Origin of the sequence: Herbiconiux liukaitaii (assembly GCF_041927495.1) — a bacterium.
GTDB classification, from domain to species: domain Bacteria; phylum Actinomycetota; class Actinomycetes; order Actinomycetales; family Microbacteriaceae; genus Herbiconiux; species Herbiconiux liukaitaii.
In genome coordinates this window covers 492,376-515,115 of sequence record NZ_JBHFHG010000003.1, presented here as the reverse complement: position 1 = coordinate 515,115, position 22,740 = coordinate 492,376, and the positions used below count along the sequence as shown (strand labels likewise).

26 protein-coding genes are annotated in these 22,740 nt (G+C 72.2%); 12 read left to right on the top strand and 14 right to left on the bottom strand.

Annotated features, from left to right (window positions below; translation table 11 throughout):
* The 6 genes from ACEXQC_RS06955 to ACEXQC_RS06930 form a co-directional block, all read right to left on the bottom strand.
* The gene (locus ACEXQC_RS06955) at positions 1–1,416 is read right to left on the bottom strand and encodes a glucose-6-phosphate dehydrogenase (RefSeq protein WP_374819840.1); all 1,416 of its coding nucleotides are present in this window, start codon (positions 1,414–1,416) and stop codon (positions 1–3) included.
* Positions 1,417–1,654: 238 nt separating this feature from the next.
* Positions 1,655–2,428, bottom strand: coding sequence for an isocitrate lyase/PEP mutase family protein (locus ACEXQC_RS06950; RefSeq protein WP_374819838.1), 774 nt, complete (start codon positions 2,426–2,428; stop codon positions 1,655–1,657).
* Between the two features lie 136 nt (positions 2,429–2,564).
* Entirely contained in the window at positions 2,565–3,392 is an 828-nt protein-coding gene (locus tag ACEXQC_RS06945) for an Rv2133c family protein (RefSeq protein WP_374819836.1), read from the bottom strand.
* Entirely contained in the window at positions 3,389–3,967 is a 579-nt protein-coding gene (locus ACEXQC_RS06940) for an Rv2134c family protein (protein ID WP_374819834.1), read from the bottom strand. Before ACEXQC_RS06940 ends, ACEXQC_RS06945 begins: the two co-directional genes overlap by 4 nt.
* A 53-nt stretch (positions 3,968–4,020) precedes the next feature.
* Entirely contained in the window at positions 4,021–4,791 is a 771-nt protein-coding gene (locus ACEXQC_RS06935) for a histidine phosphatase family protein (RefSeq protein WP_374819833.1), read from the bottom strand.
* A 23-nt stretch (positions 4,792–4,814) separates the two neighbouring features.
* The gene (locus ACEXQC_RS06930; protein WP_374819831.1) at positions 4,815–5,729 is read right to left on the bottom strand and encodes an alpha/beta fold hydrolase; all 915 of its coding nucleotides are present in this window, start codon (positions 5,727–5,729) and stop codon (positions 4,815–4,817) included.
* 142 nt (positions 5,730–5,871) lie between these two features.
* On the opposite strand from ACEXQC_RS06930, the gene ACEXQC_RS06925 reads away from it, so the two are divergent.
* The 5 genes from ACEXQC_RS06925 to ACEXQC_RS06905 all read left to right on the top strand — a co-directional run bounded on the left by ACEXQC_RS06925 (position 5,872) and on the right by ACEXQC_RS06905 (position 9,033).
* Entirely contained in the window at positions 5,872–6,285 is a 414-nt protein-coding gene (locus tag ACEXQC_RS06925) for a hypothetical protein (RefSeq protein WP_374819829.1), read from the top strand.
* Between the two features lie 73 nt (positions 6,286–6,358).
* The gene (locus ACEXQC_RS06920) at positions 6,359–6,886 is read left to right on the top strand and encodes an RNA polymerase sigma factor (RefSeq protein WP_374819827.1); all 528 of its coding nucleotides are present in this window, start codon (positions 6,359–6,361) and stop codon (positions 6,884–6,886) included.
* A complete protein-coding gene (locus tag ACEXQC_RS06915; protein ID WP_374819825.1) occupies positions 6,879–7,655 on the top strand; it encodes a hypothetical protein in 777 nt (258 codons plus the stop codon). The genes ACEXQC_RS06920 and ACEXQC_RS06915 overlap by 8 nt, the downstream gene beginning before the upstream one ends.
* A 70-nt stretch (positions 7,656–7,725) precedes the next feature.
* A complete protein-coding gene (locus ACEXQC_RS06910) occupies positions 7,726–8,361 on the top strand; it encodes a hypothetical protein (RefSeq protein ID WP_374819823.1) in 636 nt (211 codons plus the stop codon).
* 93 nt (positions 8,362–8,454) lie between these two features.
* Entirely contained in the window at positions 8,455–9,033 is a 579-nt protein-coding gene (locus tag ACEXQC_RS06905; protein WP_374819821.1) for a uracil-DNA glycosylase family protein, read from the top strand.
* Positions 9,034–9,068: 35 nt separating this feature from the next.
* Here the strand turns inward: ACEXQC_RS06905 and ACEXQC_RS06900 are convergent, their stop codons facing one another.
* The 4 genes from ACEXQC_RS06900 to ACEXQC_RS06885 all read right to left on the bottom strand — a co-directional run bounded on the left by ACEXQC_RS06900 (position 9,069) and on the right by ACEXQC_RS06885 (position 11,431).
* On the bottom strand, positions 9,069–9,281 hold the full coding sequence (locus ACEXQC_RS06900; protein ID WP_374819819.1) for a hypervirulence associated TUDOR domain-containing protein: 213 nt from the start codon (positions 9,279–9,281) through the stop codon (positions 9,069–9,071).
* A 63-nt stretch (positions 9,282–9,344) separates the two neighbouring features.
* On the bottom strand, positions 9,345–9,551 hold the full coding sequence (locus ACEXQC_RS06895) for a hypothetical protein (protein WP_374819817.1): 207 nt from the start codon (positions 9,549–9,551) through the stop codon (positions 9,345–9,347).
* Between the two features lie 94 nt (positions 9,552–9,645).
* Positions 9,646–10,812: an NYN domain-containing protein gene (locus ACEXQC_RS06890; RefSeq protein WP_374819815.1), complete on the bottom strand. Its 1,167-nt coding sequence runs from the start codon at positions 10,810–10,812 to the stop codon at positions 9,646–9,648.
* Positions 10,813–10,858: 46 nt separating this feature from the next.
* The gene (locus ACEXQC_RS06885; RefSeq protein ID WP_374819813.1) at positions 10,859–11,431 is read right to left on the bottom strand and encodes a GNAT family N-acetyltransferase; all 573 of its coding nucleotides are present in this window, start codon (positions 11,429–11,431) and stop codon (positions 10,859–10,861) included.
* A 157-nt stretch (positions 11,432–11,588) separates the two neighbouring features.
* On the opposite strand from ACEXQC_RS06885, the gene ACEXQC_RS06880 reads away from it, so the two are divergent.
* The 7 genes from ACEXQC_RS06880 (at position 11,589) to ACEXQC_RS06850 (ending at position 18,206) form a co-directional block, all read left to right on the top strand.
* Positions 11,589–12,128, top strand: a complete 540-nt coding sequence (locus tag ACEXQC_RS06880; protein WP_374819811.1) for a nuclear transport factor 2 family protein — start codon at positions 11,589–11,591, stop codon at positions 12,126–12,128.
* Positions 12,125–13,660 carry an FAD-binding oxidoreductase gene (locus ACEXQC_RS06875; protein ID WP_374819809.1) on the top strand — a complete coding sequence of 512 codons (1,536 nt, stop codon included), beginning with the start codon at positions 12,125–12,127 and terminating at the stop codon, positions 13,658–13,660. Before ACEXQC_RS06880 ends, ACEXQC_RS06875 begins: the two co-directional genes overlap by 4 nt.
* Positions 13,657–14,826 (top strand): zinc-binding dehydrogenase, encoded by a 1,170-nt coding sequence (locus ACEXQC_RS06870; RefSeq protein WP_374819807.1) that lies wholly within the window; start codon positions 13,657–13,659, stop codon positions 14,824–14,826. Before ACEXQC_RS06875 ends, ACEXQC_RS06870 begins: the two co-directional genes overlap by 4 nt.
* On the top strand, positions 14,823–16,268 hold the full coding sequence (locus tag ACEXQC_RS06865; RefSeq protein ID WP_374819806.1) for an acyl-CoA dehydrogenase family protein: 1,446 nt from the start codon (positions 14,823–14,825) through the stop codon (positions 16,266–16,268). The genes ACEXQC_RS06870 and ACEXQC_RS06865 overlap by 4 nt, the downstream gene beginning before the upstream one ends.
* Positions 16,265–16,735 carry a nuclear transport factor 2 family protein gene (locus tag ACEXQC_RS06860; protein ID WP_374819804.1) on the top strand — a complete coding sequence of 157 codons (471 nt, stop codon included), beginning with the start codon at positions 16,265–16,267 and terminating at the stop codon, positions 16,733–16,735. The genes ACEXQC_RS06865 and ACEXQC_RS06860 overlap by 4 nt, the downstream gene beginning before the upstream one ends.
* Positions 16,732–17,670 carry an SDR family oxidoreductase gene (locus ACEXQC_RS06855; protein ID WP_374819802.1) on the top strand — a complete coding sequence of 313 codons (939 nt, stop codon included), beginning with the start codon at positions 16,732–16,734 and terminating at the stop codon, positions 17,668–17,670. The genes ACEXQC_RS06860 and ACEXQC_RS06855 overlap by 4 nt, the downstream gene beginning before the upstream one ends.
* Positions 17,671–17,738: 68 nt before the next feature.
* Positions 17,739–18,206, top strand: a complete 468-nt coding sequence (locus ACEXQC_RS06850; protein ID WP_374819800.1) for a DUF1801 domain-containing protein — start codon at positions 17,739–17,741, stop codon at positions 18,204–18,206.
* A 92-nt stretch (positions 18,207–18,298) separates the two neighbouring features.
* Here the strand turns inward: ACEXQC_RS06850 and ACEXQC_RS06845 are convergent, their stop codons facing one another.
* From ACEXQC_RS06845 to ACEXQC_RS06830, 4 genes are all read right to left on the bottom strand, one after another.
* Positions 18,299–18,811 (bottom strand): hypothetical protein, encoded by a 513-nt coding sequence (locus tag ACEXQC_RS06845; RefSeq protein ID WP_374819798.1) that lies wholly within the window; start codon positions 18,809–18,811, stop codon positions 18,299–18,301.
* Positions 18,808–19,008 carry a hypothetical protein gene (locus ACEXQC_RS06840; protein ID WP_374819796.1) on the bottom strand — a complete coding sequence of 67 codons (201 nt, stop codon included), beginning with the start codon at positions 19,006–19,008 and terminating at the stop codon, positions 18,808–18,810. Before ACEXQC_RS06840 ends, ACEXQC_RS06845 begins: the two co-directional genes overlap by 4 nt.
* 136 nt (positions 19,009–19,144) lie before the next feature.
* Positions 19,145–20,500 carry a glycosyltransferase gene (locus ACEXQC_RS06835; RefSeq protein ID WP_374819794.1) on the bottom strand — a complete coding sequence of 452 codons (1,356 nt, stop codon included), beginning with the start codon at positions 20,498–20,500 and terminating at the stop codon, positions 19,145–19,147.
* Positions 20,479–22,713 carry a glycosyltransferase gene (locus ACEXQC_RS06830; RefSeq protein WP_374819792.1) on the bottom strand — a complete coding sequence of 745 codons (2,235 nt, stop codon included), beginning with the start codon at positions 22,711–22,713 and terminating at the stop codon, positions 20,479–20,481. Before ACEXQC_RS06830 ends, ACEXQC_RS06835 begins: the two co-directional genes overlap by 22 nt.
* Positions 22,714–22,740: the final 27 nt, after the last annotated feature.

Genomic DNA, 22,740 nt, shown 5'->3' with positions numbered 1-22,740 from the left:
TCACCATCCCTCCGGACCGGCGGATCCCGCCTCGTACTCCTCGAGCGGCGTCTCGTCGGCGGCCCACGCGGTGAGCACGGGCGTGACGATGCGCCAGCATTGCTCCGCCACGTCGCCGCGCACCGAGAGCAGGGTGTCCTGCTGCAGGATGCCGGCGAGCACCTGCGCGTACGGGCCGAGCGTGGCGGGCGCCTGATCGGCCCGCAGCGTGGTGCGCTCGAGACCGCCGAGCTCGCCGGCGCTGTTCAGCACCACACCGAGATCCACCTCGCCGTCGGTGAGCGAGAGCCGGAGCGCCGTGCCGAGACCGCCCTCGGGCACCTCGAGACCCTCCGGCACCTCGGAGGCGCGGAAGTGCACCGCCACCTCGGCACGCGGATCGCCGATCCCCTTGCCCGATCGCAGCACGAACGGCACACCCTGCCAACGCGGCACGTCGATCTGCAGCACGATCTGGGCGAGCGTCTCGGTGCGGCGCTCGGCGTCGACCCCCTGCTCGTCGGCGTAGGAGGGGAAGAAGCGGCCCTCCACCCGGCCCTCGGTGTAGCGAGCGCGGCGGGCGAGCGACGGGTCGTCGCGCCACAGCCGCACCGCGCCGAGCACCTCGGCCATGCGGTCGTGCACGGCCTCGGCGGTGACCGCCTCGGGGCGCTCCACGGCGGTGAGGGCGAGCACCATGAGCAGATGGCTCTGCAGCATGTCGCGCAGGGCGCCCGTGGAGTCGTAGAAGTCGGCGCGGCCCTCGAGGCCGAGCTCCTCGTCGAAGACGATCTCCACCCGCTCGATCCGCTCGGCGTTCCAGCCGCCCTCGAGCAGTGTGTTGCCGAAGCGGAGGCCCAACATGCCGAGCACGGTCGACTCGCCGAGGAAGTGGTCGATGCGCCAGAGCCGCTCCTCCGGCACGATGCCCGCGAGCTCTTCGTTGAGCGCCTGGGCGTCGGCGAGATCCTCGCCGAACGGCTTCTCGACCGCGAGCAGCAGGTCGTCGGGGAGGTCGTCGCCGATCTCGATGAGGGATGCCGCCACCGTGCGGCCCATCGACGGGGGCAGGGCGACGTAGAGCACGGGGGAGGTGGGGCAGGCGTCGAGCAGGGCCTTGAGCTCGGCGGGGTCCGACGCATCCGTGGGCTGGAACTCGGCGGTGCTCGCCAGCTCGTCGATGGTCTGCGGCGAGATGTCGGCCGCTTCGAGGCTGCGGCGGACCAGGGCTTGCCAGTCGTCTCGGGACTGGGGGGTTCGGGCCGCGCCGATGATGGTGAGATCGATGGGGTTCCTGGCCTCTCGGGCCGCGTCGACGACCTGGCCCAGGCCCGGGAGGAGGAGGCGTTCTGTGAGGTCGCCGCCGGCGCCGAGGATGGCGATGGTGCGGGCCGTGCGCTCTAGGGTTGCTGCTTCTGGGATGCCTGGGTCGGTCATGAGTGCTCCAGTTGTGGTGCGGGGCGGTGTTGGTGCGGGGAGGTGTTGTGATGCGGGGCGTGGCGGGGGTGGGTCTCCGGGTCGAGCCGATCCCGCGTCGGCTTCGCCGACGCCTGCCAGGCCCACCACCGTCTCGACCCGGAGACCCACCCCCGCCACTTCGCGTTGCTCGTGGGGTCATTGGGGCCGTGGGGGGTGGGAGCGTGGTCGTGGTCGTGGTCGTGGTCGGGGTTGCGAGTTAGTTGAGGGCGGGGGTGTCTTCGGGGATGGTGCCTGTGGCGTAGAGGTCTGTGGCGAGGGTGCTGAGGGCTCGGAGGGCTACTCGTTGGGTGAAGGGGCCGTAGGAGATTCGGGCGACGCCGAGGGACTCGTAGTCGGCTGCGGGGAGGGCGCCTGGGGCTCCGATGACGGAGAGCTTGTTGTGGCCGAGGCCTTCTACGAGGGCCTCCACGTCGTCGCGGGTGAGGGCTCCCGGAACGAAGATCAGGGGGGCGCCCTCGTCGAGGAACGCTCGGCCGCGGGCGATGGCGTCGGCGATGCTCTCGCTCTTCGGGCGGTCGCCGCCGCGGGCGATCGCATCCGTGCGGGCGTTGAGCTGGAAGTCCACACCCTCCGCCTCGGCGGCCTTCATGATGGCGCGCACGCGGGCCACCGACTCCTCGAAGGGGCGCAGGCGGTCCTCCACGTTGGCACCCACCACACCGAGGGCGATGGCGCGACGGATGGTCTCCGCCGGATCGACGTAGCCGTCGTCGAGGTCGGCGGTCACGGGCAGGTCGACCGCGTCGACCACGGCCTTCACACCCACGAGCGCCAGGTCGAGCGGCATCTGGCCGTCGGCGTAGCCGAAGGAGGCGGCGATGGAGTGGCCGGCGGTGGCGATGGCACGGGTCTCGGGCAGATCCGCGATCGTCTTGGCGCTGATCGCATCCCACACGTTCACCACCCGCAGGATCTCGGGGGCCTCGTGGAGCGCCTTGAGCTGCAGGGCGCGGTCTGTGGTGGTCGTCATGGTCTCGGATCCTTCACGGCTCAGGCCGGCGTGCCGGCTCGGTGACTGATCCCAGTGAACCGCGGCCCGCTCCGAAACGGGAGGACTCCCAGATGGGAGGACTCGCCGACGGCGGGACTCGCAGGTGGGCGGCGCGCTAGAAGAGGGGCCAGGGCACCGCGGGCATGTCGCCCTCGGGCTCCGGGAACACCGCCTCGGCGAGCAGGCGGGCGCAGCGCGCATCCAGGGCCGTCAGCTCGGCGTCGGTGATGTGCGAGGCGAGGGCTGCGCCGAGGTCGCCGGTCAGGGCGCTGCGGACACGCTCGAGGCCCTCGAGCTCGTCGGCCTCGAGGGGCTCGCCGATCCAGCCCCACAGCACCGTGCGCAGCTTGTGCTCCTCGTGGAAGGTGAGCCCGTGGTCGACTCCGTGCCGGTGGCCGTCGGGCAGGGCGAGCACGTGACCGCCCTTGCGGTCAGCATTGTTGACCAGCGCATCGAAGACCGTCATGCGGCGGAGCGCGGGGGAGTCCTCGTGCAGGAGCACCACGGTGCGGCCCTCCTCGTCGTGCCCCTCGAACACAGGGCGCCATCCCGTCTCGGGCACGTCGTCGGCGTCGACGAGGTCGATGGCCTGCTGCTCCTCATCCGTATGCTGCCAGAGCTGCAGCATGCCGGGGCCGAGCGGGCCGTCGCCGAGCCACGTGCGCGGGACCACGTTCCAGCCGAGGGCCTCGGAGACGAGGTACGCGGCGGTCTCGCGGCCGGCGAGCGTGCCGTCGGGGAAGTCCCAGAGGGGGCTCTCGCCGCGCACGGGCTTGTAGACCACCTCGATGCCGTCGAGGCGGGCGAGGAAGGTGGCGTTGGAGGCCGTGGTGATGCGGCCCACGAGCTCGAGCTCGCCCTGCGGGGTGCCGGTGCCGGTGCCGGTGCTGGCGGTGCTGCTGCCGTCGCTCGTGCTCGGCGGGTCGGCGGGCGGTGGGGTCACAGGTCGTCGAGCACGGGGCAGGTGTGCCCCTCGGGATCCATGGGGGTGCCGCACAGCGGGCAGAGCGGCCGGCCGGCGCCCACGACCTCGCGCGTGCGCTTGGCGAACGCGCGGGCCGTGCCCACGGGCATGCCCACGCGGAGCACCTCGGAGGGCTCAACGAGCTCCTCGAGCTGCTCGAGGCTCTGGATGCTCTCGGGGTCGAAGTCGGCGTCGTCGATCTCCTGCACGGGGAAGGCCTCGACCACGATCTGCACGGTCGACGGATCCCATCCGAGACTCATGGCGCCCGCCCGGAACTGCTCGTCGAGCGGCAGCTCGAGCGGGTCGTTGTCGACGAGCTCGACGGGCGTGGTGGAGGGCACGCTGAACGGGTTGCCCTCGTTGACCATGAGCTCGTCGAGGATCTCGTCGATCTTCTCGGCCAGCAGCGCGGACTGCTCCTTCTCGAGGGCCACACTCATCACCTGGGAGCGCAGGCGCACCTGCAGATAGAAGGTGCGGGAGCCCGGGCTGCCGATCGTGCCGATGACGACGCGATCCGGCCAGACGAACTCGTGAGCAATGGTGGGCATGGGTTCCATCCTACGAGCGCAGGGCCCGCCCGGCACCGGCGTGGCGAGACTCCTCAGGGGGTGGGGGAGGGGGGATGGTGGCCCGCGCCGCCGCCCACGGGGGCACCGGCGGGGTCGGGGGCGGCTTCGGTGCGGAGCCAGGAGAGGTCGCCCGCTTCGGTGTTGGTGGCGATGACCTCCGGGCGGGCCGGGCCGTAGCGCACGATCGAGACCGAGGCGGGGCCCACGCTGATGCGCTGGAACAGGTCGAGGTGCATGCCGAGGGCGTCGGCGAGGATCGACTTGATGATGTCGCCGTGGCTCACCGCGAGCCAGACCGCACCCGGGCCGTGCTCACGCTCGATCTCGGCATCCCGTCGCCGGATGGCGTCGACGGCGCGGGCCTGCATGGCCGCCATCGACTCGCCGCCCGGGAAGACGACCGCGGAGGGATGCACCTGCACGGTCTTCCAGAGCGGCTCCTCGGCGAGCTCGCGGAGCGGGCGGCCCGTCCAGTCGCCGTAGCCGCACTCGATGATGCCCTCGTCGATCTGCAGCTCGAGGGCCGGGGCACTGCTCTGCCCCTCGAGGGAGGATGCGCGACCGTCGAGGTCGAGGGCCTGCCCCTCTCCCTGCAGGTCGAGGATGGCCCTGGTGGTCTGGAGGCAGCGGTCGAGGGGGCTCGAGACGGCCGCGACGAGCGGCACCGGGGCGAGACGGCGGGCGGTAGCGGCGGCCTGCTCGCGCCCCACCTCGTCGAGCTCGATGCCGGGGGAGCGGCCGGCCAGGATGCCGGTGGCGTTCGAGGTGGTGCGGCCGTGCCGCACGAGGATGACAGTGGCCATCCCGCCAGCCTACGTGGGGTCGCTCACGCGCGGCGGCGGGTCGCCTCGGCGAAGTGGGCGGTGAGGGCCGGCACCAGCAGCGCCCAGGTCTGAGGGGGAGGGAACTGGTGGCCGAGGCCGGGCACCGGCAGCAGTCGTGCGCCCGGGATCTCGCGCGCCAGGGCCTCGCCGTGGGCGAGCGGGAAGAGCGGGTCGTGGGTGCCGTGCACCACGAGCGTGGGGGCGGTGATGCCGCCGAGCTGCTCCCTCGTGCCGGAGGCCGACGGCAGGCTGAAGTGGTTGGCGCCCGCGGAGGGGTCGATCGCGCGGTTGAACGCGCGGCCGGCGATGCGGCGGATCCGCTCCTCGTCGAGCGGGATGCTGCCACCGAAGAGCTCCTCGTCGGCGAGGGTCGAGCGCACGACCGCCTCCCGGTCGCTCCAGTCGAGAGGGGGGCGCTCCACCGCGAACGACGCCGCGAGGGCCTCCGACATGGGCGGGAGCGCATCCGCATCTGGATCCGCATCAGGGTCCGCATCCGCGTCTGGCTCCCCGGCGTCGGAGGGTCCACCGGGGCTCGTCGACATGAGGGTGAGCGAGGCCACCGTGTCGGGCTCCGAGATGGCGAGCTGCTGGGCGAGACCGCCGCCGAGCGACAGCCCCACCACGTGCGCGGGCGCGAGCCCCAGGGCGCGGATGAGCTCAGCGAGATCCTGCACGAGATCGTCGCCGGTGTAGTCGGCCTGACCCAGGGCGCGGGTGGTGGAGCGGCCGGTGTCGCGGAGGTCGTAGCGCACCACGCGGTAGCCCTCCGCGGCGAGGGCCTCGCAGAACTCCTCGTCCCACCAGTCGGAGGGCGAGGCCGCGCCGGGCACCAGCACCACTCCCGGCTGCCCTTCGGCGCCGAACTCCTCGATGCACAGCTCGATCCCGTCGACCCCGATCATCCGCTCTGTCATATCCCCACTCTGCCCAATGTGGACGCCGTCCACAAGTGGTGATCCGGGCAGGATCGTCTTGGGGCCGGCGACACTCGTTTTGGGGGTGGGGCGTTGCGGGATCGTGACCGTGGGGCGGGAGGGCCGCTGGGATACTGAGCGCATGCGTATCACCAAGCTCCTCGCCGGCGTCGTCGTGGCCGCCGCAGCCCTCGGCCTCAGCGCCTGCTCCTCGACCTCGGCCGAGACCCCCGCCACCTCGGCTGCGACCGAGGCGCCGATCGGCGGCGACGTCATCACGCCGGTCACCATGGAGGCGAACGACCTTCAGGGTGCGACCGTCGACCTCGTGGTGGGTCAGATCCTCAACATCAACACGGGCGACCTAGCCACCGACAGCTACACCGGCGAGGTCGACGACACCGCGGTGGCGAAGTTCGTGGCGGGCGGCACGGAGGGGGGAGCCGAGCTCAACCCCGGCGTCGAGGCGCTCGCCGTGGGCGAGACCTCGGTGACGCTCACCAACTCCAACGGCGGCATCCAGCCCCTCACCTTCACCGTCGTCGTCACCGAGTAGCCGCAGCCGCTAACCCGTCGAGCGGCTCTGTCATGATTCCCTCAGCCGCGGACACTCCTGAGTGGAGGTGGGAATGGATGGCGCGACGGATGCGGAGCTGCTGGGGCTCTCTGCAGAAGGAAGCGAACTCGCTTTCAGCACGTTCTACGATCGCCATTCGCATGCGGTGCTCAGATACGCGATCCGCACGAGCGTGCAGCCATCCGATGCTCAGGAACTGCTGCAGCTGACCTTCATCACGGCGTGGCAGAAAGCCGCGGCCGTCCGGATCGCCGAGGATTCGGCGCTGCCGTGGCTGCTCGTGACCTGTCGCAACCACGCGCTCAACCTGGAGCGCTCGCGGCGCCGACGTCGCACCGTGTCGCTGCACGAGCTCGCCGAGCTCCCCGCCGCGTCGGCCGAGGCCGATACCGACCTCCGTGATCTGCTCGATGAACTGGACCGCCTCTCCGAGAGCGATCGCGAACTCTGCCGCCTGTGCCTCATCGAGGGCTACACCTACAAGGAGGCCGCGGAGCACCTCGGAGTGAGCGTGGGTGCCGTCGCCAAGCGGCTCGAGCGAGCCCGCATCCGGTTGCGGAAGGCGCTGCTCCATGGATGAGACGCGGTTCGACCTCGAGGCGATCGCCGCGGAGGCCCGCACGCACGTCTTCGCGGCCGTGCAGCGCGATCGCCGGCGAGCACGCCGCCTGAGCGTTCTCGCCGGGGGTCTCGCCGTGCTCGTCGCATTCGCGGGTGGGATCGCGATCGCCCTCCCGAGGGAGGGAGGCGGTGGTCGACCGCCCGCTTCGGAGGTGGTGATCGCGGTCGAGACCGGCGACGCGGCAGTGCTCGCAGTGGCGGCGACCTGCGAGGGAGTGGGATCGTTCGAGATCACTCTCGGCGAACAACCAGATCCACGTCGCGGCTCGTGTTCGCGGCCGGGGGAGGTTCGCACGCTGTACTTCGATCTCGCCGGTGCCGGTGCCGGTGCCGGTGCCGGTGGCAGGCAGGTCCTCTCGATCGGCTCAGACGACGTACGCGAAGGACTCACCATCGCCACCCGGCTCGTCCCCGCCGCCATCCCCGCGTCGACCTCGTCCGACAGCGGTGCCGCGACGGGCACCGATATGGCATCGGGGTCCACGCAGTTCTCGGCCCCGGCAGGGGTAGACGACCTCGTAGCTGCGCGGGGAGTGGACGGAGCAGGTGCGCCCGTTGCGGGTTTCGTGCGCTGGACGGATCTGCTCCCTCCGGTCGACGACCAGGTCGGGGCCGCGCGAACCCGCTGGCTGCAGGAGCAGAGGGAGGCGTTCCCGGAGGGGCGGTCCATCCCGCTCCTCGCCGCCGACGGGACGACGCCGATCGGCACCTACCTCGTGACCTCGTGATGACGGATCAGACGATGGAGAGGGAGATGACATGGGCAAGACCCGCAGAGCTCTTGCGATAGCGCTGACGATGACAGCCGGAGCCACCGTGCTCGCTGGGTGCGCCTCGGCCACCTCGAGCCCTGGCGAATCCCACGTGGCGGTGGCGTCGGCAGAACCATCGCCGACGCCGTCCGTGGGGCCGAGGCCCCCCTTCGACCCAGGCGAGCACGGCACGGGCGATCCGGAGCGCGACATGTCGCTCATCAGCGCGGAGTTCGTGGCCGGGCTCGAGGCGGTGCGTGAATTCGGCCCTCGAGTGCATCCGGATGTCTACACCGGTGTCGGGGGAGGCATCCCCGGAGATCCGGATGTGCTCCGCATCCTCATCACCGACCGCGATCCCGCCATCGAGGCGGAGTTCCTCGCGGCATCGGGGCTGCCGGCCGAGAAGGTCGCCTTCTTCACGTCGGTCCGCTCCGAGCGGGATGCGCTGGCCCTGCAGAACAGGATCATGGCCGATTTCCAGTCAGGGGCGATCTCGAGCGCGGAGGTGCCGGAGGTCGCCACCTTCGGACCCGACGAGGACGGACTCGTGGTGATCGGCATGACCGGCCACGACCCCGCCCAGATCGATCTGCTGTGGCAGCGCTACGGTCCCTACGTGCGTTTCTGGACGGACGAGCACGTTTCCATCGACTTCGGTGCCTCAGTTGCGGGGTCGTGATCCAGTGCAGGTGGCCGTCGGCGGGTGGGTGACCATCGACCCTCCTGGCTGGTCCCGGGTGCTCCGAGGGTGTGGAAGGGGCAGACTGATCGGGTGACGGCGTTCGACGGGATCAGGGCGCGGGTGGCGGCGGATCCGGCGAACGCGTGGGCCACCGAGGCCGGGTTCGCGCCGCTCGTGGTGGCGTCGGAGCGGTCGCGGGTGCTCATCATCAGCCAGGCGCCCGGGCGGCTCGCGCAGGAGACGGGCATTCCGTGGAACGACCCGAGCGGGGTGCGGCTGCGCCGCTGGCTCGGGCTGACGGATGACGAGTTCTACGACCCCGAGAACGTCGCGATCGTGCCCATGGACTTCTACTTCCCCGGCAAGGGCGCGAGCGGAGACGCCCCGCCCCGCGCGGGCTTCGCCGCCACCTGGCACCCACCCGTGCTCGAGCTGCTGACCGAGGTGCGGCTCACGATCCTGATCGGGGCCTACGCCCAGAAGCACTACCTCGGCGAGCGGCGCGGATCCACTCTCACCGAGACGGTGCGCCGCGCGGAGACGTACCTCCCGTACTTCCCCATCGTGCATCCCTCGCCGCTGGCCCGCGGCTGGCGCACCAAGAACCCCTGGTTCGAGGAGCACACGGCCCCGCGCCTGGCCACCCTCGTCCACGAGGCCCTCGCGTAGGTCAGCTCAGCAGCTGCCCCGCGGAATGGAGGGCGTCAGTTCTTCTTGTCGAGGGAGTCTGGTTTGTGCACGGCTTCGCGGCCGGACTTGTCGCTCGTGACGAGGTACTGCGGGTCGTCGTCGTCGGCGCGCACCGTGCGGCCCGCCGCCTCGGTGTCTTCGGTGATCTTCTTCTCGACCTTGCCGGAGGTGGTGGTGCCGTGGGTCTTCCAGGAGACCTCGTCGCCACGCTGCAGTTCGTCAGCCATGGGGCCGACGCTACTCCCGGGGTGGGCCGTCCGCATCGGCGCATCGGTGCCCCGGCGCGGAGATCAGGAGAGGCGCGAGCTCTTCCGGGTGCGGATGGCGTTGGCGAGGGTGCCGATGCCTGCGGCGAAGAAGGCTCCGCCGATGAACGTCAACCAGTGCAGCCAGGTGGGCGCGCCGCCGTCGATCTCGAGGGTGAGGATGATGACGAGCGCAGCGAGGCCCACGACGATGAGGGCGATCGAGATGGCGAGGCGGGCTCCGAAGGTCATGGCGCGATGCTAGCAATCGCGGGCGCCGCGGCCACCGCCCACCGCCCCGATGACGGGGAAGCCCGTGGGGCGGGGTAAGCGGGTTCAGCGCATGTCAGCGCGCGGCGCCGGAGCGGAGGCGGATGAGGCGCTGGGGGCCGTCCTCCTCCAGTTCGGCGAGGTCGCCGCGCGAGGAGAGGAAGTCGGTGAACGAGCGGTAGCCGAGGGGCTTCTCGTTGAACGACGGGTCCATGCGCCGCATCTGGTTCTTCACGGTGCCCGTGTTGAGCCACTCGTCGGCGTCGCCCTTCGCGTGACCGATCTGCAGGGCGCGCACGAGCAGCTCGGTGGCGACGGTCTGCGGATCGATGTCGTCGACCGGGTCGGGATCGTCGAACTGCACGTCCTCGGTGTGGGAGAACATGGGGATGGTGGAGGCGCGGCGCGGGCCGGCGACCTTCTCCGGCTCGATGGTCTCGGCGGTGTCGTCGTCGGTGGCCGAGGTGTCGATGGCGGGGCTCGACGCGCGACGGCGCGATCCGCGGGACGAGCCCGATCCGGATCCCGAACCGGAGCCGCCGGAGGCCGAGCCGGAGCCGCTGCCCGATCCCGAGGAGCCCGATCCCGACCCGGAGCCCTCCGCGCCGGAGGCCGATCCCGAGCCCGACGACGCTCCGCGCGAGGCCGCAGCGCTCGCCACGACCTTCTCGATGCCGGGCAGCGAGTCGTAGTCCTCGAACTCGTCGCACGCGGCCGCGAGCGAGGTGCTCGTGGAGCCGGCCACACCGATGCCCACCACGAACCGCCCGAGTCGCTTCGACTTCTGGGCCAGGGCGATGTAGTCGGAGTCGCCCGCGACGATGATGACGTGCGTGAGGTCGGGCAGACGGAACAGGTCTTCCACCACGTCGACGGCGAGGCGGATGTCGGCGCCGTTCTTGGTGCCGCGCGTGGTGGTGGTGAAGAGCTGCGTGAGGTCGACGGCGCGTGACATGAGCTGGCGCTGGTAGCTGGCGTTGACGGGCACAGACCAGTCGGCGTAGGCGCGGTTGACCACGAGGGTGCCGAACGAGGCGGCGAAGTCGATGATGGCGTTGAAGTCGACCGTGGCGGCGGCGAGTCGCGCGGCCACCTCGGGGTCGGCGTTCTGGCTCTTCTTGTCGAAGTCGCGGATGCCGTCGCGCTGGAAGGCGTTGCGCCCGTGCAGCTGCTGGTAGCGCGAGATGACGATGTTGTCGAAGTCGATGTACAGGCCGACTCTGGCGTCGTTCGGTTCGGTCATGGTGTCCTCCAGGGGCGACCGGCGGGTCTGTCGCGATCGGATCCCTCTAGTCTGCCATGCCCCCGTGGGCCCGCCGTGGCGCGGGTACGGGATCCGGCGCACCCAGGTCGAGCTCGTAGTACAGGGCGAGCGGGCCTTCTCCGTCGCCCTCGTGGCAGTCGAAGCCGCGCTTCTCGTAGAGATGGCGCGCGGCCTCGTCGTCTTCGCTCGTGTTGAGGTCGAGGTAGGTGGCGCCGCGCGAGCGGGCGTGCTCGATCACCTCATCGAGGAAGACCGTGCCGATCCCGCGCCCGCGGAGCCCCGGCTGCACGTAGAACTCGGCGAGGTACGCCTCGAGGTCGGCGCTCCACGTGCTCACCCTGAAGCGCAGCACGGCCACGCCGACCGCGGGCCCCGGGCCGTCGCCGGTCGCCGTGCCCGGCTCGTCGATCGTGAGCACGCTCGTGTCTCCGCCCTCGACGAGCCGCCCCAGGTGCTCGGCGAGCCACTGCGGCGCCGGTGCCGGATCGTCGTACTCGGTGTTGAAGGCGACGAGCAGCTGCGCCGCCTCGCCCAGCTCTCCGGCCGTCGTCGCCACCCGCATCCCGTGCCTCCCGCCGCTCGCCACCCGTGCCACCATCCTCCTCGCGGATCGGGTCCGCGCGCAGATCCATTCCTCGGGAGAAGTGGGGAAGGTTCCTCTGGAAAGGGTGTTTGACGGAGGTGCGGGGGGTCTTTAGCGTGACAGTGGGTGCTCGCATGGTCGGGCGCCCCTTCATCACGCAAAGGAGCAGAGGATGAGCGAGCGCGGCAAGGGCCCCGGCATCGAGATCAGGATGGCCGTCGACGATCTCTACAGCGAGTACCTCTGGGCGCTCGACACCCAGGACATCGACCTCTACATCGGCACCTTCTGGCCCGAGGCCTCGTTCATCGAGACCCAGCTCGACGGCACGGTGGAGACGTGGACGGGGGCTCGGAGCATCCGCGAGTTCTCGGAGAGCCACTTCGGCGGCTACCGAGGCCACCAGCACCGCGAGTCGAACCGGCTCTACCTGCCCGCCGCCGACTCGGATGAGGGTGCGGCGCGCTGGCAGGTGCGGTCGTACTGGTCCACGAGCCACCGGGGGAACGGCGAGGTCTCGTTCTCCTCCACCGGCCACTCGCGCGACGTGGTGGAGGAGCGCGACGGCACGTGGCGGTTCATCCAGCGCTGGGTGGAGCGCTGGCCTGGCGACCTCACCCACCCGCTGGCGCAGGAGTCGGCGGCCTCCGCCGATCCGCTCGCTGCCGGCGCCGAGCCCGTCGCATCCGCCCCCGCGCCCGCCGTTCGATGAGCGGGGCTCCCGCCGACCGCCTCCTGACCGCCGCCGCCGACCTCCTCGGCCGGGAGCACGTCTCCCGGGCCGACGACGTCGACGACTACCTCGACGCCTACGCCCTCGGCGACCCCCGCGCCTTCCTGCCCGCCGGTGCCGTGCGCCCCAGCAGTGTCGAGGAGGTTCAGGCCGTCGTGCGCCTCGCCAACGAGCACGGCGTGCCCCTCTGGCCGATCGGCCGCGGCAAGAACCTCGGCTACGGCGGCCCGGCCCCACGGCAGTCCGGCAGCGTGGTGATCGACCTCTCGCGCATGAACAGCGTGCTCGAGGTGGACGACGAGACCGCCTACGCCCTCGTGGAGCCCGGCGTGAGCTTCTTCGACCTGCACGAGGAGCTGCTCCGGCGCGAGTCGCGGCTGTGGGCCTCGGTGCCGGATCTCGGCTGGGGCAGCGTGGTGGGCAACGCGCTCGAGCGGGGCTACGGCTACACCGCGCACGGCGACCACCAGCAGTTCATCTGCGGCATGGAGGTGGTGCTGCCCACGGGCGAGCTCATCCGCACCGGCATGGGTGCTCTGCCCGGGTCGGAGGCGTGGGCCCTCTACCGCGGCGGCTTCGGCCCCGGCTTCGAGGGCCTCTTCCTGCAGTCGAACCTCGGCATCGTGGTGAAGATGGGGGTGTGGCTCATGCCCCGCCCCGAGCGCTTCGCCGCCTGCCGCCTCATGATCGACGACGAGGATGCGCTGTCGCAGCTCGTCGACGCCATCCGCGAGCTCAAGCTCGACAAGACCATCGACGGTGTCGTCAACGCCGCCAACGCCGTGGGAGTGGCCGCTGGCCTCTCGCCGCGCGAGCGCTGGTACGACGGCGACGGCGTGGTGCCGGACGACGTGGTGCAGGTGCTCGCCGGCGACCTCGGCATCGGCCGCTGGAACATCAAGTGCGCGCTCTACGGATCCGATGCCCTGCTCGACCTCAAGGAGCAGCGGCTGCGGAGCGCGATCGAGGCGCTGCCGGGCGGCCGCGTGGTCGTGAACCGCTACGACGGCACGGCGGCGCCCCACGAGGTGGAGCCCGGCGACCACTTCGCCGCCGGCATCCCGGGCATGCTGCTCGCCGACGGTGTGCGCTGGCGCGCCAACGGCCCGAGCGGCGCCCACATCGGTCTCTGCCCCGTGTCACCGCTCACCGGCCTGCACGTGGCCGAGGCCTCGCGCATCATGCGCACGCACATCGAGGCGGCGGGCTTCGACTACATCGGCGGCTGGCTCGCCACCGAGCGTCACGCCGTGAACGTGCTCATGATCTTCTTCGACGCCGCAGACCCCGTGGAGTCGGAGAAGGTGCGCCGGGCGTTCGCCGAGCTCGTGCCGCTGCTCGCCGAGAAGGGCTACGGCGAGTACCGCGCGCACCTCGAGTTCATGGATGCCGTGGCCGCCCAGTTCTCGTGGAACGACAGCGCTCTGCTCGAGTTCACGCGCACGCTCAAGGCCGCGGTCGATCCGAACGGCATCCTCGCGCCGGGCAAGCAGGGGGTCTGGCCGCGGTGACGACCACGCGCGCGCTCGTGACCCGGGGTGGGGGGGAGCCACCTCGGGTCGTCGACGTCGTGCTGGATCCGGTGGGCGAGGGTGAGGTGCTCGTGGAGATCTCGGCATCCGCTGTGTGCCGCACCGAGCTGCTGACCATCCAGGCGCCCGAGGGCTCGCCGACCGTGCTCGGTCACGCCGGCACGGGTGTCGTGACCGAGGTGGGCCCCGGCGTCACGAGGTTCGCGCCCGGCGACGCGGTGGTGATCGTGGGCACACGCCAGTGCGGCACCTGCTTCTACTGCCTCAACGGTGCCCCGGGCGCGTGCGAGGAGATCTTCGCCCACATGACCCGCCGCCTCGGCGTGACGCCGGAGGGCGAGGTCGTCTGGGGCGACGGCGGGCTCGGCAGCCATGCCGAGCGACTCGTGCACCGCCAGTCGAGCCTCGTGCGCATCGAGGGCGACGCACCGCGTGAGCACCTCGCCCTGCTCGGCTGCGGGATCCCCTCCGGGGTCGGCAGCGTGCGCGACGTGGCGGGGGTGCGCCCCGGTCAGTCGGTCGTGATCAGCGGATGCGGCCACCTCGGCCTGTGGATGGTGCAGGCGGCCCGGCTCGCGGGCGCCACCACGATCGTGGCGGTCGATCCGGAGCCGTGGCGGCGCGAGCGCGCCCTCGCCCTCGGGGCCACGCACGTGCTCGACGCGTCCGGCGACGTGGTGGCCGAGGTGAAGGCGCTCACCCACGGGCGCGGCGCCGACGTGGGCCTCGAGGCCGCCGGAACGACCCTCGCCATGCGGCAGTCCTTCGAGAGCACCCGCTACGGCGGCGTGGTGGTGCCGACGGGACTCGAGAGCCTCACGGCCGAGGTGACGCTGAGCAACCTGCAGTACTCCCTCTCATCGCGCACGATCATCGGTTCGCAGTGCGGCGGGGGAGACGTGCAGCGGATGGTTCCGGAGTTCGAGCGGCTGCTGGCGCAGGGCTCGCTCGACGCCGAGTCGATCATCACCGCGCGCTACCCGTTCGAGGGCTCTGCCGCGGCCTACCCGGCGCTCGCCGATCCCGAGCAGCTCACCGGCGTCATCCTGATGCCCACCGGCGCACCTGCCGCCGCCACCACCGCCACCGACGCGACCAGCCCGACCAGTTCGACCCACCCGACCCCCTCGGAGGAGACATCATGACCATGGAGAGCACCGGACCGGCGACCTCGTTCGACCGCGACGCCAGCGAGCACGAGGTGGTGGGGTGGGCGCGCTCGCTCAAGGAGCTCATCCGCTCCGAGCAGGACGAGTCGGAGCGCCTCGGCCACTACACCGAGGGTGTGCACGAGCGCATGCAGGAGCTCGGGCTCAACCACCTGCTCACCCCGCGCCGCTTCGGGGGCCTCGAGGTGTCGCTCAAGACGTGGCTGCGCACGGTCATCGAGATCTCGGCGGCCGATCCGGGCGTGGGCTGGTGCTACTGCCTCGGGCACTCGCACAACATCCAGGCGGCGGCTCTGTGGCCCGAGTCGGTGCAGGTCGAGGCCTTCGCAGCTCCCGAGGGGTACTTCCGCTCGTCGCACAGCCTCGCGCCGGCGGGCACCGCGCGGAAGGTCGAGGGGGGCTACGAGCTCACGGGGGTCTCGCGCTACCAGTCCGGATCGCCGTTCTCGACCCACGCGATCGTGTTCGTGACGGTCGAGGGTGAGACCGACGAGTCGGGTGCCCAGCGCACGGCGCAGGTGCTGCTGCCGCGCGCCCTGTACACGCCGCTCGACGACTGGGGCCAGGGGCGCGTGCTCGGCATGCGGGCGAGCGGATCCAACTCGGTGGCGTTCGAGAAGGCCGTGGTGCCGGCCGAGCACCTGGTGCCGGCGACCTGGGCGGGCGAGATCGATCCGTCGCTCACGGGGGCGGCGCTGCACGGCAACCCGATCTACGTCGGCAGCGTGCAGGCGTTCCTCGGGGCGGAGCTCGCCGCCGTCACGGTGGGGGCCGCGCGGGCCGCGCTCGACGAGTGGGAGGAGCTGGCGCGCGTGCGCAAGGCTCCGCTGCCGCCGTTCTCGCTGCGCGACCACGATCCGGCCAGCCAGCGCATCTTCGGTGAGGCCGCCATCAAGGCCGACGCCGCCGAGGCCATCCTCATGCAGGTCGCCGACACCATCGCCGAGTGGTCGGAGGCGTTCGTGCTGCGCGGTGCACCGCTCACGCGCGGCATGGACACGCGGCTCAACGGGCTCACGCTCGAGGCCGGGCGGCTCGCGTCGGAGGCCGTGGACATGCTGTTCCAGTCGGCCGGCAGCTCGGAGGCTCGGCCCGGGCGGCGCATGGAGCGGTACGCGCGCGACATCATGATGTACCGCACGCATGCCGCGGCGCAGTACGGGGCGTGGATGCAGGGGATCGGGGCCACCATCCTGGGGGTGCAGCGCTCGGCGTTCGACCTGCCGAGCACGGCGCCGGCCGGCGGGGCGGCATCGGGCGCGGCACCTGCGGCTGGGGCCGCCGGGGCGGCATCGGGCGCGGCCCCTGCGGCTGGGGCGGCTGGTGGTGGGGTGGCGCCCGCGGCTGGGGCTGGCTCGGCATCGGCCGGCTCGGCATGGGCCGGTGGAGCGTCGGCCGGCGGGGCGGGCGGACGATGAGGCCGGGGGCCGAGGACCGCATCGCGATCGCGGATCTGCTGAGCTCGAGCATGTGGTCGCTCGACACGCGCGACCTCGAGCTGTACCTCGGCACCTACTGGCCGGATGCCGACTTCAGCGAGGTCGGGCCCGACGGGGTGCGGCGGGCGTGGCAGGGGATCGACGACATCCGGCACATGACGACGCCCCGGTTCGGCGGGCTCACGGGGCGGCAGCACCGGCTCTCGAACCACGTGTACACGCCGCTGCCCGCACGGGCGGGTGGGGCTGAGGATCCGCACGGCTGGACGGTGTGGTCGTACTGGATGACGACCACGCGGCATCCGGAGACGGGGGAGGTCGTGTTCGAGATGAGCGGGTTCCTGCGCGACGAGGTGGAGGAGCGGCACGGCGAGTGGCGGCTCGTGGGCCGCCACCTCGACGGCTGGCCCGACGACCTCGTGCATCCCCTGCGAGCCGCCCCGTGAGCGACCCGGTGGACTCCGAGCTGAGCGCGGCGGGCGCCGAGCTGGGCGGCGGGATGGGGGCCTGGCCCGGCGGCGGGGTGGCCGTCGTGACGGGCGGGGGCTCGGGCATCGGGCTCGCCATCGCCACCCGATTGGCGGCTGAAGGCGCCAGGGTGGCGGTGGCGGACATCGATGCGGAGGCCGCTCGGCGGGCCGTCGAGGGCATCCTGGCCGGCCACCCGGATGCCCGTGAAGAGGGCGTTGGCGGGGCGCGGGTCGCGGCGTTTCAGGTGGACGTGAGTTCGCTCGGAAGCGTGCAGGCGCTCGCCGCTGCCGTGCGGGAGACGTTCGGGCCTGTGTCGATCCTGGTGAACAACGCCGGGGTCGCATCGACCGGGCGACTCGACGCCATGACGGATGAGGACTGGGGCTGGCTGCTCGGCGTCAACTTCTATGGAATGGTGCACGGGGTCACGGCCTTCCTGCCGCAGCTGCGCGAGACGCGGGGGCGCATGCTGAACACCGGTTCGATGGCGGGGCTCTCGCCGGATGCGGGCATGGGCGGCTACGGCACCAGCAAGTTCGCCGTGACGGCGTACACCGAGGTGCTCGCGGCCGAGCTCGCGGAGGAGGGGATCGCGGTGACGCTGCTCGCGCCAGGCCCGGTGCGCACGGCGCTCGGATCGAGCTCCCGGAACCGACCGGAGGGGTCGGAGGGCGGGCTCGTCGACGTGGATCTCGCCGCGTCGGAGGGCGGCGGTCTGCGCTGGATCTCGGCGGAGGAGGTGGCGGAGGTGGCCGTCGAGGCGCTCCGCGACGGCCGGCGCTATGCGATCACGCATCCGGACTGGGTGGATGTGGTGCGGGAGCGCCACCGCTCCATCGAAGCGGCGTTCGCCGAGGCCTCGCGAGGGTCGGCCTCGCAAGGGCACACCGGGCGGATCGATCAGGAATAGAGAAGCGCGGGATCGGGCCCCGCCGCTACCGTGGAGTGAATTCGGACCATCCACACGGGAGGCACACCATGAGCGCACAGTCGAAGGACGACAGCGGGAACACGGGAGGCGGATTCTCCGCCGAGGAGAAGGCGGCGATGAAGGAGCGCGCCGCCGAGCTCAAGGCGCAGGGCCGCAGCGGCAAGGCGGCCGAGAAGGCCGCGGCCGAGGCGCAGACGATGTTCGACAAGATCGCCGCCATGCCCGAGCCCGACCGCGGCATGGCCGAGCGGCTGCACACCATCGTCTCGGAGACGGCGCCCGACCTGCTGCCGAAGCTCTACTACGGCCAGCCGGCCTGGACTCGCGGAGGCAAGCCCGTGGTCTTCTTCCGCAGCGGCCAGGGCGACAAGGAGCGCTACTCGACCCTCGGCTTCAGCGCACTCGCGGCCCTCGACGACGACGCCGGCCTCTGGCCCACCTCCTACGCCCTCACCCACATCGACGACGCCTCCGCCGCCACCATCGCCGCCCTCGTCACCCACGCAGCCGGCTAACGCCGCCGCGGGCGCAGCAGGCTAGCGCTCGCCCACCTAGCCGCGCGTGCGGGGTGGGCTTGCGCCCGCCCACCCCACCGCCGGTGGGCCAGTCAGCGCGGGTGCGAGCGCGACCCTGACGTGAGGTGCAGGTAGCCGGCGCTCAGGAGGCCACCGCCGACCCCGAGTGCGAGGGCGATGCGGCGCGCACGCGGACGCCCGTCAGCAGCACCGGCGATGGCGAGCGAGCCGGCCGTGTTGATGGCCAGGCCCGCCCACAGCAGCCCGCGAGCCCCGCCGCCACCGTGACGCGCGAAGGCCACGACTGCCAGGGCCCAGGTGAGGAAGCCGACCAGAGCGGATGCGCCCACGAGAGATGATTCGGAGCGAGTGCGGGTGGCGAGTTCGCGCCCGGCGTGGGCGGTGAGTTCGCGGCCTGTGCGGCTGGCGTTCTCGCGGACGGTGCGGGTGGTGAGTTCGCGGCCTGTGCGGCTGGCGTTCTCGCGGACGGTGCGGGAGGCGGGCTCGGGGCCGGTGCGGCGGTGGAGTGCCGCGGCCGTCGCGGCGATGGTGGAGACGCCGGCGAGGTCGAGCAGCAGGAGCGCGCGGGCCCGGCGGGAGGTCACACGGGGTCGTTGAAGCGGTCGTGAGGGGTGGACTTGTAGCGGCCGGGCACCGGCGGGTACTCCGAGCTCGCGACCTCGCGGGCGGGAGCCGGTGTGTCGGAGACGTCGTCGAGCGTCAGCAGACCGTCTGGGTCCTTGGGGTCGTGGTGGCCGGTGAGTCGTTCGCCGATCCGGGCCTTGTCGTGGTCGCTCGTCATCCCCTCACTCTGCCCCGATCCCACCCCCGCGGCATCGCCCCAGGCCGTCCTCCCAGGCGCGGCCGTGGGGTGGGTGCCACGGCGGCGGTGGCGGAGAGGAGAGGCCCCGGGCGCAAGCCGACCTCCGAGGCGGGGGTCAGGAGGGGGTGGGTGCGGGGGTCGGGGTGCGGCCCCAGGCGGTGGTGACTGCGGCGTGGGCTCGTTGCGGGCCTGAGAGGGTGTCGAGGGAGGCGGCGATGGTGCGGAGGGGGGCGCGCCCCGGGAAGGCGGGGGAGAGCAGGCGGGTGAGGGACTCGGCGAGCTCGGCCGGCGTGGCAGAGTTCGGGTCGAGGGACTCGCCGAGTCCCGCCCGCTCGAGGGCCGCGGCTCCCGCGAACTGGTCGGTGGAGAAGGGCAGCACGAGCATCGGCACCCCGGAGTCCACCGCCTCCGTCACGCTGTTGTTTCCCCCGTGGGTCACCGCCGCCGCGGCCCGCTGCAGCAGCGCGACCTGCGGAAGGTGCTCGCGCACGAACCACCCGGCCGGCACCGAGCCGAGCCGCGCGGGGTCGCCCGATCCGGTGGCCACAGCCGCTCGCACGCCGAGGAGGCGCAGCGCCTCGGCCACCCGGCCCAGCACGTCGTCGCGCACCGAGAGGAAGCTGCCGAAGCTCACGTACACGAACGGCTCGTCCGACCCCCTCAACCACTCGTCGACCTCGGCATCACCCGAGTCGTCGCGCCGGGTCGAGCCCAGGTAGGTGTGGGGCGGCAGCAGGGCCGCGCGCTCGGCATCGGCGAGCTCGCCCGGGTAATTGAACAGCAGCAGGTCGCCGGTCTCGGAGAACGCCGAGGCCGAGGGCGCCGCCGCGGGTGCGAGAGCCGCCAGGGCGGCGTTCCACTCGGAGGTGAAGCTCGCGCTCACCCGCCGGCACAGGGCCTCGAGCCCCTCGAGCGCCGAGGCGTCGGGCGAGAAGGCGGAAGGCCACGCCGTCGGGTACCCGTAGAGCTCCTCGCCCACGGGCAGCGCCGAAGGATGCCCCAGCACCACATCGACATAGCGGATGCCCGCTGCCTGCAGCCCCAGCCGGGCGCTGAACGCGAGATGGTCGACGAGGATGACGTCGGGCTGCACGGCCTCCACCACGGCCACGGTCTCGCGGGCCTTCGCCACGGGCTGCCACATGAGGTCGGTGAGCCGCTCGGTGGCCTGGTAGTGCAGGGTCGGCACGAGACCGCGACGCGTGGCCTCGAAGAACCCGCGCAGCGAGTCGTCCTCCTCCTCGGGCTGATCCTCGGCCTTGATGACGCCGGGGTTCGAGCCGCGGCCGAGCTCGAGCGGCGCGCGCTCGAAGCCGAAGCGCCGCACGATGGCGTCGGTGGCGGGCCCGGTGGCCACGACCACCCGCTCCCCGCGCTGCTGCCACGCCGTGGCGATGGTGGCGAGGGGCAGCAGATGCGAGGCGTAGTCCGGACTGATGACGAGCAGCGTCACGAGGCCGACACCGGCCACTCGGCCAGCGCGGCGGCGTTCTCGCGGCGCACCTGGCGGTAGACACCGCCGAGGGAGGTGGCCATGGCCTGGATGGTGAAGTCGCGCTCCACGACCCCGCGCGAGCGGGCGGCCCGGCGCGATCCCTCGAGGGCGTCGGCGGTCTCGGCGGCCGCTGCAGCGAGGGCCCGGTCGATCGAGGCTGCGAGGGCGGCGGGGTCCCACGTGCGGGTGAGGAAGCCGGTCACGCCGTCCTCCACATAGGTGGCGGGCCCTCCGCCATCCGGAGCCACCACGAGCAGCCCCGTGGCCATGGCCTCGAGCAGCGCGATGCCGAACTCCTCCTTCACGCTGCCGCACACGTACACGCCGCCGGCCGCGTTGCCGCCGGGAACGCCCGTGCGCACGGCCGCGACCCAGCGGGCCACGGCGTCGTTGGGCCGGTGGCCGGGCATGAGGAGCCCGCGGGCGGCGCGCTCGGCACGGGGCAGCACGGCGTCGATGGCGTCGATCTGCTCACGCTCGTCGGCAGACGGATGCGTGAGATCGCCGCCCACGAGCAGCAGGTTGGCCGTCTCGGCGGCCTCGCTGCTCTGCCACGCGGCCACGATGGCCGCCATGCCCTTCACGCGGTGGAAGCGGCCCACGCTCACGAGCAGCGGCAGGCCGCGGCGCTCGGCGGGGATGGTGGCGAGCAGCTCGCGCAGCTCATCGAGCTCGGGAGTGGGCGCGATGTCCGGATCGCCCGCCGCATAGGCCTCCGCCTCGGCGACGGCCCGGTCGACGACCCGCAGGTCGATGCCCTCGGGCACCACGGTGTGGCGCTCGGGGTGCGAGTCGATGTCGATGCCGAGCAGCATTCGCATGTCGCGACGCAGCTCGGGGCGCGGGAAGAGCACCGTGTGGTTGGCGTTCGAGGCGAGCCGCTGCACGAGCCGCGCACGGAACCAGTAGTGCTCCACCTCGTCGGTCGCCCCGAAGTTCCAGCGGGTGAGCGCTCCGGCGGCATCCATCGACTGGATGACGGCGTGCGGATCAGGCGCCACCGTGAACACCACGGGCAGGTCGAGCTCGCGGGCCACGTCAGAGGCCGCGAGGCTGCCCACCTCGGCCATGCGCAGGTGCAGCACGTCGACGGTGCCGGCGGCGCGCAGGATGCGGCGGATGCCCCGCCTGGCCGCCACACGCTGCGGCCACGCCGTGGCGGAGCTCGCGGTGGGCGTGAGCAGGGGGATACGACCGTAGTGGTGGCCCTCGGAGTGCCCCGCGATGTCGGCGACGCTCCCGATGGCCTCCGAGACCGACCCGCGCGACATCGTGATGACACGACCCACGGAGTCGTCGACCAGCGCATCGCCGAGGCGCACCAGCAGGGTCGCCACACCGCCGTTGTCTCCGCTGCCGGCGGCGCTCAGCCGCGCGTCGATGTCGGCGTGCAGGAAGAGCTGGGCCACCGTGAGCGAGCCGTCGGGGCTGCTCGTGCCGACCGATCCGCCTGCGAGGTCGACGAGTGCGAGCCGCGCCACATCCGCGAGCCCGACCGATCCGTCCGCGCCAGCTGTGCCAGCTGCTCCGGCCGCGCCGGGCACGGCCGCCTCGTCGTCCGACCGCCCGAGCGCATCGAGCAGGTTCGCGACCCGATCGTCGCCGCGACGCTGCCCGAGCGCGGCCACGGCGGCCGTGCGCACGAGCGGGCTCTCGCCCTGGTCGGAGGCCGCCGCGAGAAGCCGGCGGAGCGGTCCGCTGCCCCGGATGAGTCCGAGCGTCTCGACCAGCCGGTACCGCGCCTCGGGATCGTGCACCCCGATGAGCGCCCCCTCGAGCCCCACCGAGACGTGCTCGGGGGAGATGTGCGCCCACTGCTCGAGCGAGCGCTGGGCGATCATGCCGCCGAAGCCACCGCCCACGACCATGCCGATGAGCCGCCCCACCGCGTCGACGTGCGGGATGCGGGCGCCGAGCACCCAGGCGGCGTGCTCGCTGAGATACCCCTTCTCGTCAGAGAGCAGGCCCGTGAGCGCCTGGTCCGCATCCTCGTCGACGACCTGACCGAGGGCGTGCACCGCGGCGATGGCGGCGACCTGGTCGTCTCCGTGCACGGCGGAGGTGAGCAGCCGCAGGGTGCGCAGGCCGGGCTCGCGGTTCGCCTCGAAGGCGAGGTCGTCGGCCAGGCGCATCGCCTCGACGATCCGATCGGAGTCGCGCAGCGCGTCGAGAGAGGTGAGGATGCCCATGATGCACAATCCTAGATCGTCTAATGA